This window comes from Aureimonas sp. AU12, from assembly GCF_001463705.1.
In the GTDB taxonomy this organism is placed as follows: Bacteria; Pseudomonadota; Alphaproteobacteria; order Rhizobiales; family Rhizobiaceae; genus Aureimonas.
Genome location: NZ_BBWH01000023.1, coordinates 89,015 through 102,021, shown reverse-complemented (window position 1 = coordinate 102,021; position 13,007 = coordinate 89,015). Strand labels below are relative to the sequence as shown.

General features: G+C 68.7%; 9 protein-coding genes. 8 read left to right on the top strand and 1 reads right to left on the bottom strand.

Translation table 11 applies throughout. From position 1 onward, the window contains the following. Positions 1-10 precede the first annotated feature (10 nt). From AUL33_RS09295 to AUL33_RS09260, 8 genes are all read left to right on the top strand, one after another. Positions 11-1,306, top strand: a complete 1,296-nt coding sequence (locus AUL33_RS09295) for an FAD-binding oxidoreductase (RefSeq protein WP_062206868.1) — start codon at positions 11-13, stop codon at positions 1,304-1,306. Positions 1,307-1,354: 48 nt separating this feature from the next. After that, a complete protein-coding gene (locus AUL33_RS09290) occupies positions 1,355-2,038 on the top strand; it encodes a biliverdin-producing heme oxygenase (RefSeq protein ID WP_062206866.1) in 684 nt (227 codons plus the stop codon). 14 nt (positions 2,039-2,052) lie between these two features. Beyond that, on the top strand, positions 2,053-4,635 hold the full coding sequence (locus AUL33_RS09285) for an HWE histidine kinase domain-containing protein (protein ID WP_062206864.1): 2,583 nt from the start codon (positions 2,053-2,055) through the stop codon (positions 4,633-4,635). Positions 4,636-4,776: 141 nt separating this feature from the next. Next, positions 4,777-6,255 (top strand): glucose-6-phosphate dehydrogenase, encoded by a 1,479-nt coding sequence (gene zwf, locus AUL33_RS09280; RefSeq protein WP_062206862.1) that lies wholly within the window; start codon positions 4,777-4,779, stop codon positions 6,253-6,255. A 5-nt stretch (positions 6,256-6,260) separates the two neighbouring features. Further along, positions 6,261-6,962, top strand: coding sequence for a 6-phosphogluconolactonase (gene pgl, locus AUL33_RS09275; protein ID WP_062206860.1), 702 nt, complete (start codon positions 6,261-6,263; stop codon positions 6,960-6,962). Positions 6,963-7,061: 99 nt separating this feature from the next. Beyond that, positions 7,062-8,879 (top strand): phosphogluconate dehydratase, encoded by a 1,818-nt coding sequence (gene edd, locus AUL33_RS09270; RefSeq protein ID WP_062206858.1) that lies wholly within the window; start codon positions 7,062-7,064, stop codon positions 8,877-8,879. Between the two features lie 63 nt (positions 8,880-8,942). Next, entirely contained in the window at positions 8,943-9,746 is an 804-nt protein-coding gene (locus AUL33_RS09265) for a DUF4239 domain-containing protein (RefSeq protein WP_062206856.1), read from the top strand. A gap of 110 nt (positions 9,747-9,856) precedes the next feature. Beyond that, positions 9,857-11,818 (top strand): nucleoside-diphosphate sugar epimerase/dehydratase, encoded by a 1,962-nt coding sequence (locus tag AUL33_RS09260; RefSeq protein ID WP_062206925.1) that lies wholly within the window; start codon positions 9,857-9,859, stop codon positions 11,816-11,818. A 52-nt stretch (positions 11,819-11,870) separates the two neighbouring features. Here AUL33_RS09260 and AUL33_RS09255 read toward each other — a convergent pair whose 3' ends face one another. Continuing rightward, the gene (locus AUL33_RS09255; protein ID WP_062206855.1) at positions 11,871-12,980 is read right to left on the bottom strand and encodes an ABC transporter ATP-binding protein; all 1,110 of its coding nucleotides are present in this window, start codon (positions 12,978-12,980) and stop codon (positions 11,871-11,873) included. Positions 12,981-13,007: the final 27 nt, after the last annotated feature.

Sequence of the window (13,007 nt, the reverse complement as noted above, 5' to 3'; positions counted from 1 at the left end):
ACGGCGCTCCGTGACCGGCCCCGCCCCCTACCAGTCCCCGATCTCGCCCGGCCGCTCCTGGTACGAGGACAGCGTGTCCGAGCGGCCGCGCTACCCACGCCTCGACGGCTCGCTCGACGTCGACATTCTCGTGGTCGGCGGCGGCTATACCGGCCTGTCGGCGGCGCTGCATCTGGCCAAAAGCGGCGTGCGCGTCTGTCTTCTCGAGACCGCCCGCATCGGCGACGGCGCCTCGGGGCGCAACGGCGGCCAGTTCGGCACCGGACACCGCGTCTGGCCGGAGGATCTCGAACCCCAGGTCGGGCTGGAGCGCGCCCGCCGGCTCTTCGCATTGGCTGAGGACGCCAAGGCCCATCTCCACGAGATGATGGCGGCGAACGACATCGACGCCGACTACCGCCCGGGCCAGGTCTCGCTCGCCCACAAGCGCCGCTACGTCGACGATTTCCGCCGCCATGCGCAGATCCTACGCGAACGCTACGACTATGCGTCCATAAACTTCCTCGACCGGGAGGCGACGAGCGCGCGCCTGGGCTCCTCGACCTACTTCGCCGGCCTGCACGACACCGGCACCGGGCACATTCATCCGATGAAGCTCCTCGTCGGCACCGCCAGCGCCGCCGCTGCGGCCGGCGCGCTGCTGTTCGAGGAGACGCCGGTCGCCTCCGTCGGTCGCGTCGGCGGGCGCATCCGGGCCGAGACCACGTTCGGCACGGTGACGGCCGATCGCGCGCTTCTGGCCACCAACGGTCACGGCGGCACGCTCAACCGGCGGAACGCCGCCCATGTCATGCCGATCCGCTCCTTCATTGCCGCGACCGAGCCGCTGGCCGAGCCCGAACGCGTGCTGCCCGGCGGCGAGGCGGCCGACGACTCGCGCTTCGTGGTGCGCTACTTCCGCAAAAGCGTCGACGGGCGGCTGCTGTTCGGCGGGCGCGAGGCCTATTCCTCCTCCGAGGGCGACATTGCCGGGCAGATCCGGGCGCAGATCGCCGACGTCTATCCGCACCTCAAGGATGTCGGCATCACCCATGCCTGGGGCGGCTCGGTGGCGGTGACGATGACGCGCATGCCCTATGTCGCCTCGCCCGAACCGGGGTTGACCGCGATCGGCGGCTTCTCGGGTCACGGCGTCCTCCTCTCGCACTTCACCGGACGCCTCTATGCCGAACGCGTGGCGGGAAACCGCGACCGGCTGGCGGAACTCGAGGCCTTGAAGGTACCCGCCTTTCCCGGCGGCACGGCGCTGCGGGCGCCGCTCCTGTTTCTCGCCATGACGTGGTATGCGCTGCGCGATCGGTTTTGACGGACTTGCACGGACCGCGCGAAACCGCCACCTGACGGATCGGCTGTCATGGCCGCTCTTCCCGCCTCCAGCACCGGACGCCTATCCTTGACCGCCGACGCTTCCACCGCCCGTTCCGATCCCGCAGCGCCGACGCCGGACCGCACGGCGACGCTGCGTGAGCGGCTGCGCCGGGACACGCGGACCGAGCACGAGGCGCTGGACGCACGTTTTGCCGGCATGTTCGCGGAACCCGGCCTTCCCCGCTATCGCAACTTCCTGGCGATGAACCTCGCGGCTCACCGTGCGATCGAGCCGGTGCTCGCCGTCAGCCCGCTCGTCGGCCTCGGCTGGTCTCCCGACGGCCGGCTCGAAGCATTGGAGCAAGACGCCGCCGACCTCGATCTCGAGGTCGAGACCGCCGCGTTTCCGCTCGATGCGCCCTCGCGGGCCGAGGCCTTCGGGATGGCCTACGTGCTGGAAGGATCGCGGCTCGGCGCGCGCTTCATGGCCAAAGCGTTGCAACCCACGCATGATGGGCCTCGAAACGCGATGCCGGTGGCCTATCTCGAAGTGTCGAGCGACCCTGCGCCTTTCCGCACCCTCCTGACGGCCATGGCCGATGCCGGACTGAGCGAAGACGAAGAGACCCGTTCGATCCTCGCGGCCGACGAGACCTTCCGCTTCTTCCGGAAGATCCTCGACCGGGGAGAGGCACGGGCCGCGGCCCACCAGGGGGTTGCAAGTCGTTGAACGTTGAACCGTCGATGCTGGACCAGAAGGTCGACCTGACCAATTGCGATCGCGAGCCGATCCAGTTGCTCGGGCAGATCCAGAATTTCGGGTTCCTGATCGCCGTGTCGATGGACTGGTTGATCGAGCGCGTCTCGGCCAATATCGGCGACTACCTCAAGGTCGACGTCGAGGCGCTGCTCGGCGAGCCCGTCGTCTCCGTGCTGCCGGAGGCCAGCATCCACGCGGTTCGCGGGCGTCTGCAAATCCTCTCCTCCAACGACGGCACCGAACGCCTCTTCGGCTTCGACCTCCTCGAGACCGGCCAGCCCTTCGACGTCGCGATCCACGTGTCCGGCAACTCGATCATCATCGAGGCCGAGGCGGTGACGGAGCGCACGACGACCAATCCCGGCGCGCTCGTCAAGAGCATGATCTCCCGCGTGCAGAAGAGCGGCGACCTCGACGCGCTCTATCGCGAATGCGTGCGCCAGCTGCGCGGTATCACCGGCTTCGACCGCGTGATGCTCTACCGTTTCTCCGCCAGCGGCGCCGGCACGGTGATCGCGGAGAACGCGCGCTCGGGCATCGGCGCGTTTCTCGGCCTCAACTATCCCGCGAGCGACATCCCCGCGCAGGCGCGCGCCCTCTACATCCGCAACCAGACCCGCATCATCGCCGATGTCGGTGCCCCGACGGTTGCGATCGTTCCCGAGCTTGACCCGCACGGCCGGCCGCTCGATCTGTCGCTTTCGGTGCTGCGCTCGGTGTCACCGATCCACATCGAATATCTTGGCAACATGGGGGTTTCCGCCTCCATGTCGATCTCCGTGGTGATCGACGGCAAGCTCTGGGGCCTGTTCGCCCTCCACCACTACATGCCGCGTCATCTCGGGATGGAGATCCGCAGCGCCGCCGAACTCTTCGGCCAGATGGTCTCGCTGATCATTGAGGGCCGGCTCTACAAGGAGCAGCAGCGCGTCGAGGAGGTTTCGCGGGCACTGCACGACCGCTTCGTCTCGAAGATCGCCGCGACCTCGGCGACGCTCGAATCGATCGCGGACTTCGCCGAGGAGCTGCGCGAGATCATTCCGAGCGACGGGTTCGCCGTCCTCGCCAAAGGAAAGGCCCGATGCTACGGGCACTGCCCGACCGAGGATGAACTGACCGGGCTGGCGCGCTTCCTCAACCGCGCTGGCTCCAGCCGGATCTACGCGACGGACGAGCTCTCCGCCTTCCATCCGCCGGCCGCCGACTACATCGTGCGCGCGGCCGGGGTGCTGGCCATCCCCATCTCGCGGTCACCGCGCGACTACCTTCTCTTCTTCCGCCGCGAGATGGTGCAGACCGTCACCTGGGCCGGCGATCCCACGACGAAGGAGATCGGGACGGGGCCGAACGGCGTGCGGCTGACGCCGCGCAAGAGCTTCGAGGCCTGGAAGGAAACCGTCTACGGGCGCTCGCAACCGTGGACCGATCCCGAGCGCAAGGCGGCCGAAGCGCTGCGCGTTTCCATCCTCGAAGTGCTGCTGCGCTTCAACGAGGAGAGCGAGCGCCAGCAGAACCTCTCGACGCAGCGCCAGGAGCTCCTGATCGCGGAGCTGAACCACCGCGTCCGCAACATCCTCAGCCTCATCCGCGCGCTCATCGTCCAGTCGAAGCCCGGTGCGGCCAGCGTCGACGAGTTCGCCAAGATCATCGGCGGGCGCATCCAGGCCTTGGCGCGCGCCCACGACCAGATCACCAGCGACCAGTTCTCCACGACCTCGCTGCGCGACGTCGTGCAGACCGAAGTCTCCGCCTATATCGGCTCGAAGGCGAGCCGGGTGCGGCTGGAGGGCCCCGACATCTTCGTCGAGGCGGTCACCTTCTCGACGCTCGCTCTCGTGTTCCACGAACTCGTTACCAACTCGGCCAAGTACGGCGCCCTGTCGGACTCCACCGGCCATGTCGACGTGCGCTGGCACATCGACGAGGACGAGAGCTGCCGGATCGTCTGGACCGAAACGGGCGGCCCGCCCGTCGCGCCGCCCTCGCGCCGCGGCTTCGGCTCGACCATCATCGAGCGCTCGATCCCCTACGACCTCGGGGGCGAGGCGAGGCTCGACTACCGCCTTGTCGGCCTCCGCGCCCATTTCACGCTCCCCCAGACCGTATTTCACCTCGACCGGCCGCCGACCTCGGCCCACGAGTGGGAGGACAAGGACACGAGCCCCATGCCCATCGCCGCCGCTGGACCCGCCTCTCTGCAGGGGCTTCGCGGCCTCATCGTCGAGGACAACATGATCATCTCGCTCGATGCCGAGCAGCTGATGCTCGACAGCGGGATGCACGGGGTTTTCACCGCCGCCAGCGTCGCCGAGGCGCGCAAGATCATCGAGAGCCAGCCTGTCGACGTGGCGCTGCTCGACGTCAATCTCGGGTCCGAGACGAGCTTCCCGCTTGTGGGCGACCTCAACGCCCGGGGCATTCCCTTCGTCTTCGTGACAGGCTACGGCGAGAGGGTGGAACTGCCCGAAGGGGCCGAGGACGCCAGTGCCATCAAGAAGCCCTTCGCCACCGACCAGCTCGTTCAGGCCATCGCCGAAGCCGTCGCCCGCAAGCCCCGCCGGACCTGAATCCCGGACGGGCCGGCGGATGAGGCGACGGCCTTCGCCACGGCACGAGGCCAAGTGGTCGCCCTTCCAAACTTCAATCGATTAGATTATAGCCGGTCCAGGGCCGAACGCCCTGCCGCAAAGCCCTTTGGAGGTGCCAAGGTGTCCAGTCAGATCATTCCCGTCGAATGTTTCGACTACATCGTGTTCGGCGGCAACGGCGATCTGGCGGAGCGCAAGCTCCTGCCCGCGCTCTACCACCGCGACCATGACGGCCAGATTCCCGATGGCGCCCGCATCATCGGCGCCTCGCGCACGCCGATCTCGGACGAGGACTACCGCGCTTTCGCCCGCGCCGCGCTCGAAGAGCATGTCGCCGAGACCGACCGGCCCGCGGCCGCGGTGGACCGCTTCCTCTCGCGCCTCTTCTACCGGCAGGTCGACGCCAAGAGCGAGACCGGCTGGGCCGAGCTGAAAGGCCTGCTGGACGAGGCCGGCGACGAGCGCATCCGCGCCTTCTATCTCGCCGTCGGCCCGGCGCTGTTCGGCGATCTCGCCTCCGGCATCGATCGCCACGGCCTGTCGAACGAGCGCACCCGCCTCGTGGTCGAGAAGCCGGTCGGGCGCGACCTCGCCTCCGCCAAGGAGCTGAACGCCCTCATCGGCGAGCATTTCCGCGAGGACCAGGTCTTCCGCATCGACCACTATCTCGGCAAGGAGACCGTGCAGAACCTGATGGCGCTGCGCTTTGCCAACATGCTCTACGAGCCGCTGTGGAACAACGCGTTCGTCGATCACGTGCAGATCACGGTGGCCGAGAGCGTCGGCCTCGAGGGCCGCGCCGGCTACTACGACAAGGCCGGGGCGCTGCGCGACATGGTGCAGAACCACATCCTGCAGCTCGTCTGCCTCGTGGCGCTCGAGCCCCCCTCCTCGCTCGGCGCCGATCCGCTGCGCGACGAGAAGCTGAAGATCCTGCGCTCGCTGAAGCCGATCGACACGAAGAACATCGAGCAGGCCACTGTTCGCGGCCAGTACAAGGCCGGCGCCTCGAAGGGCGGCGCGGTGAAGGGCTATCTGGACGATCTCGGCGAAGCCTCGAGCGATACCGAGACCTTCGTCGCCATCAAGGCCGAGATCAACAACTGGCGCTGGGCCGGCGTGCCCTTCTACATCCGCACCGGCAAGCGCCTGTCGGAGCGGATGAGCGAGATCGTCGTCACCTTCCGGCCGATCCCCCATTCGATCTTCGACAACTCCGCCGGCCACGTGCAGCAGAACCAGCTGGTGATGCGCCTGCAGCCCGACGAGGGTGTGAAGCAGTGGCTGATGATCAAGGACCCCGGTCCGGGTGGCATGCGCCTTCGCCACGTGCCGCTCGACATGAGCTTTGCCGAGTCCTTCCACGTCCGCAATCCCGACGCCTACGAGCGCCTGCTGATGGACGTCATCCGGGGCAACCAGTCGCTGTTCATGCGCCGCGACGAGGTCGAGGCCGCGTGGGAATGGGTCGATCCGATCCTCAAGGCCTGGGAGCAGATGAGCGTCAAGCCGCAGGGCTACACGTCGGGCACCTGGGGCCCCTCCTCCTCCATCGCTCTCATCGAGCGCGACGGGCGCACGTGGCACGAGCCGGATTGAGCGCGATGACCCTCAAGCGTCACGATTATGCGACACGGGGCGATCTCGCCGAGGCGCTGGCCGCCGGCGTGGCCGCAGTGCTCTGCGGCGGCATCGCCACCAACGGTTCGGCGGTTCTTGCCGTGTCCGGCGGCTCGACGCCGAAGCTCTTCCTACAGACGCTCGCCCGCGCCGAGATCGACTGGGCCCACGTCACCGTCTGTCTCGTCGACGAGCGCTGGGTGCCGGACACGAGCCCCCGCTCGAACGCCGCGTTCCTGCGCGAGAACTTCCTGCAGGGTCCGGCTGCCGCGGCCCATCTCGAACTCTTCTTCGAGGAGGGCGTCACCGCCGAGGAGGCCGAGCCCGAGCTGACGCGCCGCTTCGGCGGCCTCGCCCGTCCCTTCGACGCGGTGATCCTCGGCATGGGCGGCGATGGCCACACCGCCTCGTTCTTTCCCGGTGGCGACAACCTCGCCCGCGCGCTGGACCTGACGAGCCACGAGGCCGTGGTCGCGATGCGCGCGCCCGGCGCCAGCGAGCCACGCGTGACGCTCACCCTGTCCCGGCTTGCCGACGCGCGTTTTCTGGCGCTCCATATCGAGGGCGAGGAAAAACGCCAGACGCTGGACGCCGCGCTGGCCGATGGTCCGGCCGAGGCGCTGCCCGTTCGCGCCGTGCTGCGGCTGGAGCGCAACGAGCCGCTGCAGGTGTTCTGGGCGCCCTGACACGGCGCCCCCATGCCGGAGCCTCGCAAGGCTCGGGCACCGACGACGACGCGGGCTTCTCCGGGAGGAGAGGCGCCGCAGCCCGAAGAGGAAGCCGCCATGTCCGCAGATCGCCGCATCGAAGCCATCACGGACCGGATCCGCGAACGCTCGCGGGCGACGCGCGAGGTCTATGTCGAGCGCATCCATGCCCGCGCCGCCGAGGGCCCGAAGCGCTCGAGCCTGACCTGCGGCAATCTCGCCCATGGCTTCGCGGCCTGCGGCCCGACCGACAAGGAGCGCCTCGCCGGCGACCGGACGATCAATCTCGGCATCGTCACATCCTACAACGACATGCTCTCGGCCCATCAGCCCTTCGAGACCTACCCCGAGATCATCCGCCAGACGGCGCGCGAAGCCGGTGCCACGGCGCAGGTCGCTTCCGGCGTGCCCGCCATGTGCGACGGCGTCACGCAGGGCCAGGTCGGCATGGAGATGTCGCTCTTCTCGCGCGACGTCATCGCGATGTCGGCGGCCGTCGGCCTCTCTCACGACATGTTCGACGCCGCCGTCTATCTCGGCGTCTGCGACAAGATCGTGCCCGGCCTCGTCATCGCCGCACTTTCCTTCGGCCACCTGCCGGCGATCTTCGTGCCCGCCGGGCCGATGACCACGGGCCTGCCGAACGACGAGAAGAGCCGCATCCGCCAGCTTTATGCCGAGGGCAAGGTGGGGCGCGAGGAGTTGCTGGAGGCCGAGTCCAAGTCCTATCATGGGCCGGGCACCTGCACCTTCTACGGCACGGCCAACTCCAACCAGATGCTGATGGAGATCATGGGCCTGCACACGCCGGGCTCCTCCTTCGTCAACCCCAACACGCCGCTGCGCGACGCGCTGACCCGCGAGGCGACGCGCCGCGCACTCGCCATCACCGCGCTCGGCAACGAGTACACGCCGGCCGGGCTCGTGGTGGACGAGAAGGCCGTGGTCAACGGCGTCATCGGCCTGCACGCCACCGGCGGCTCGACCAACCACACGATGCATCTCGTGGCGATGGCGGCGGCGGCCGGCATCAAGCTGACCTGGCAGGACATTTCGGATCTCTCCGACATCACCCCGCTGCTCGCCCGCGTCTATCCCAATGGCCTTGCCGACGTGAACCATTTCCAGGCCGCCGGCGGCATGGGCTTCCTCATCCGCGAGCTGCTCGCCCACGGCCTCCTGCACGAGGACGTCCGCACGGCCTGGGGCGCCGGCCTCTCGGCCTATACGGTGGAAGCGCGCCTCGGGGCCGACGGGCAGTCGGTCATGCGCGTGCCCTCGCCCGAACTCAGCGGCGATCCCAAGGTGCTGACGACGCCGGCGACGCCCTTCTCGGCCAATGGCGGCCTGAAGATGCTGAACGGCAATCTCGGCAAGGCGGTGATCAAGGTCTCGGCGGTCAAGCCCGAGCGCCGATTCGTCGAGGCACCGGCGCGCGTCTTTCACGATCAGGACGACATGCAGCGCGCCTTCAAGGCGGGCGAACTCACCGGCGACTTCGTGGCCGTCGTCCGCTTCCAGGGCCCGAAGTCCAACGGCATGCCCGAGTTGCACAAGCTGACGCCCTCGCTCGGGGTGCTGCTCGACCGAGGCCAGAAGGTCGCCCTCGTCACCGACGGGCGCATGTCGGGAGCCTCCGGCAAGGTTCCGGCGGCGATCCACGTGACGCCCGAGGCCAAGGACGGCGGACCGATCGGCAAGATCCGCGACGGCGATCTCATCCGTCTCGACGGCGACGCCGGCACGCTGGAGATCATCGTCAACGCCGAGGAATGGGCTGCGCGCCCGCTCGCCGAAGCCGACCTCTCTTCGAACGAGTTCGGCCTCGGGCGCGAACTCTTCGCCGTGTTCCGCCGCGCGGTCGGCACCGCCGACACCGGCGCCAGCGTCTTCTAGCGCACGCCCTGCGAGCGGCCCTTCGGGCCGGCGAACGGATGTCGTCGCTCGGCGGAGGATGGGATGCAGACCTTCATCGTCTCGGCCCTCATCGGGCTCGTCTTCGTCGCCGTCACCTCGGCGCTGACGCTCGGCAGCTATCTGGGCGCCCGGCGGATCTTCGAGATCGGCGGTGACGAGCGGACGCCCGACGTCGCCTCGACGGTGGCGGTGCGCATCGCCGCCCTCCATGGGCTGATCCTGGCCCTCGTCTATGCGCAGGAGCTCGACGGCTATCGCGACCTGCGCGCCGACCTCGTCGAGGAGGCGGTGGCGATCTCCGACGTCTTCAACGACATCCACCGTTATGGCGGGCCGGCGGTGGCGCCGGTGCAGGCGAACCTGTCGCGCTACGTGCGGATCGTCGTCGACGAGGAATGGGACCGGCTCGGGCGCGGCGAAGGCCTGTCGCCCGCCGCCTGGGTGGAGTGGGATGCGGCCTACGGCCGGCTGCTCGACCTCGAACCCGAGAGCCAGCGCCAGCGCTTCCTCGGCGGGCGGATGCTCGATCGCATCACCGCCGTCGCCCGGCTGCGCCAGTCGCGCGAGGCGACCTCGATCGACCGGTTCCACACGCTGTTCTGGGCGCCTGCGATCATCGGCCTCGCGCTCGTCGCGGCGCCGCTGTACGTGTTCCGCCCGACCCGCACGCATCTCGCCCTCATCACGCTGTTCGGCGCCTATGCGGGCGTGATCCTCTTCTTCATTTACGGCTTCGCCAACCCGTTCGCCGAGCCGGGGCGGCTGGAGCCTGCCGCCTTCGAGCGGCTTCTCGCCGGCGATCTCGGAGCCCTCGCGCCCGCCCGCCGATCCGAGCCGCCTGCATGACGCCGCGCCGCACGTGATTTCCCCTCGGCGCGGGGATCGGCTAGAGCTTGGCCCTGATCCGGCGCGGCTTGTCGCCCACCGGGTCCGCCGTCCTCGATCGGGTTCTCGTCATGTTGCGTCGCCTTTTCCCCCGGTTGCCCAGAGGCTCGCTGCGGTCCTTCGGCATCGTCCACGACGTGGTGATCGCGGCGATCGCGATCACGCTGTCGCTGGGCCTCGCCTTCGACTTCTATCCGCTCGCGATCTCCTGGCAGCTCTGGGCCCTCATCGCCACGTTCACGGCGCTCTCGGCCGCGATGTTCCCGCTCTTCTCGCTCAATAGCGGCGCCTGGCGGTATGCCTCGCTCCTCGACGTCGTGTCGATCGTCAAGGCGGTGACGGCGATCAACGTCGTCTTCCTCATCGGCAATTTCATCCTGTTCCGCGGCCAGTACTTCCCGCGTTCGGCCTTCATCATGACGTGGTTCATCATGATCGTCGGGCTCGGGGGCCCGCGCCTCGCCTACCGGCTCTACAAGGAACGGGGGCTCTCCGAGCGCTTCTTCGACACCGGTTCGGCGCCGGTGCGCGCGCAGCACATCCTGCTCTACGGCTTCAACGACAATGCCGATCTCTTCATCCGCGACGCCCGCCGCTCGCACAACCACGTCCACATTCTCGGTCTTCTCGATTCCCGGCCGAAGAACCGCAAGCGCCAGCTCCACGGCGTGCGCGTCCTCGGGGCGCTCACCGATCTCGGCGAGATCGTCCGGAAAGCCGAGCACGGCGCGACGCCGGTGACGCAGCTCATCGTGACGAACACCGCGATCTTGCCCGCCGAACTCTCCTCGGTCGTCGAAGCCGCGGCGCCCTTCCAGATCGCGGTGAAACGGCTTCCCGACATCTCGCGCGCCGGCGGCGTCGACCGCGACCGGCCGATCGAGGCGCTGCCCGTCTCGCTCGAGGATCTGCTCGGGCGCACCGAGATCGATCTCGATATCGCCGAGGTCGCCCAACTCATCCGCGGCCGCTGCATCGCGGTGACCGGCGCCGGCGGCTCGATCGGCTCCGAGCTCGTCAACCAGATCGCCTCCTTCGCCCCGGCCCGCATGCTGCTGGTGGATGCCAACGAGTTCAATCTCTACTCGATCGGCAAGCGCATGGAGCACCAGCACCCGAGCGTCGAGGTGGTGGAGCGCATCATCGACGTGCGCCAGGCCGACCGCGTGCGCGCGACGTTCGCCGAGTGGTCCCCCGAGGTCATCTTCCACGCCGCCGCGCTGAAGCACGTTCCGATCGTCGAGGAGAACCCGCTCGAGGGCATCGAGACCAATCTCCTGGGATCGCGCAACGTCGCCGACGCCGCGCTCGCCTGCGGCGCGCTCGCCTTCGTCATGGTCTCCACCGACAAGGCGGTGAACCCCACCAACGTGATGGGCGCCACCAAGCGGGCGGCGGAGGCCTATTGCCAGGCGCTCGACCTCTCGCAGAGCGGGACGCGCTTCATGACCGTGCGCTTCGGCAACGTCATGGGCTCGGCGGGGTCGGTCATCCCGCTCTTCCAGGCGCAGCTGGCGCGCGGCGGCCCGCTGACCGTCACCCATCGCGACATCACCCGCTTCTTCATGACGATCCCCGAGGCCTCGCGCCTCATCCTCCATGCCGCCGGCCACGGGCTCGGCTCGAACGCGGCGCAAGGCCAGATCTTCGTGCTCGACATGGGCGAGCCCATCCGCATCGGCGACCTCGCCGAGCGCCTCGTGCAGCTCGCGGGGCTGCGGCCGGGCAAAGACATCGAGATCCGTTACACCGGCCTTCGCAAAGGTGAAAAGCTGTTCGAGGAGCTGTTCGGCGACGGCGAGACGCGCGAGAAGACCGGGCGTTCGGGCCTTCTCATCGCGCGCTCGCGCGTCTCCGACATCACCTTCCTGCGTCGCAATTTCGAGGCGATCACGCTGGCGCTGCGCGAAGGCGACGCGGCGCGCGCCGTCGAACTTCTCGCCCATATCGTGCCGGAATACGGCCGCTCGCGCAGCGAGCCGGCGCTGATCGGCCTGGAGGAAACCCGGCTGCTGGCACCGCCCGAAAGCTGACCACCGGCCGGGATCGAAGTTATCGAGACCCCGGCACGCTGGAGATGACCGTTCAGGCCGCGAGGCGACGCAGGCCCCGGATCGCGCGGCCTTCCGGACCGAACAGGCGGATCGCGCTCGGATCGGCATGAAGATGCACGGTGGCGCCGCGCGCCAGGTCCACCGCGCCGGGAAGCTTGGCGACGAGCGGCTCGCCGCCCTGCCCGAGATCGACATAGACGAGCGTGACCTCGCCGAGCGGCTCGGTCAGCGTCACCGTGCCCGACAGGATGCCATCGCCGGGATCGCCGAGGCGAAGGTCCTCGGGACGCACGCCCAGATGCACCGCCGCGCCCTGCAGGCCCGCCGCCGTCGCGCCGGGAAAGCGCACGGTGCGCCCGTCGCGCAGCGCGATCTCGCTGGCCTCACCGGCCCGCGCCAGCGTCGCCGGCAGGATGTTCATCGCGGGCGAGCCGATGAACTGCGCGACGAAGAGGTTGTCGGGATCGGAATAGAGGTCGAGCGGCGCCCCGACCTGCTCGACGCGGCCCTTGTTCAGCACCACGATCCGGTCCGCGAGCGTCATCGCTTCCACCTGGTCGTGCGTGACGTAGATCATCGTCGTGCCCTGCATGCGCTCGTGCAGGCGGGCGATCTCGATGCGGGTCTGCACGCGCAGCGCCGCGTCGAGATTGGACAGCGGCTCGTCGAAGAGGAAGACCTTGGGGTCGCGGGTGATCGCACGGCCGATGGCGACGCGTTGGCGCTGCCCGCCCGACAGCGCCTTCGGCAGCCGGTCGAGATAGGGTTCGATCTGCAGCACCGAGGCGGCGCGGCGCACCCGCGCGTCGATCTCCGATTTCGGCGTGCCCTTCTCCAAAGACAGGCCGAAGGCCATGTTCTCGTAGACGGTCATGTGCGGGTAGAGCGCGTAGGACTGGAACACCATGGCGATGCCCCGCTCCTTCGGCGTGCGGTCGTTCATCACCTGCCCGTCGATCTCGAACGTGCCGCCCGAGATCTCCTCCAGCCCCGCGATGACCCGCAGCAGCGTGGACTTGCCGCAGCCCGAGGGGCCGACGAACACCACGAACTCGCCGGAGCGGATATCGAGGTCGATGCCGTGCAACACGTCGATCGCGCCGAAGGACTTGCGCACGCCCGAGAGCCTGAGGGTCGCCATGGTCCGTTTCCTCCCCTTGAGCGGTTG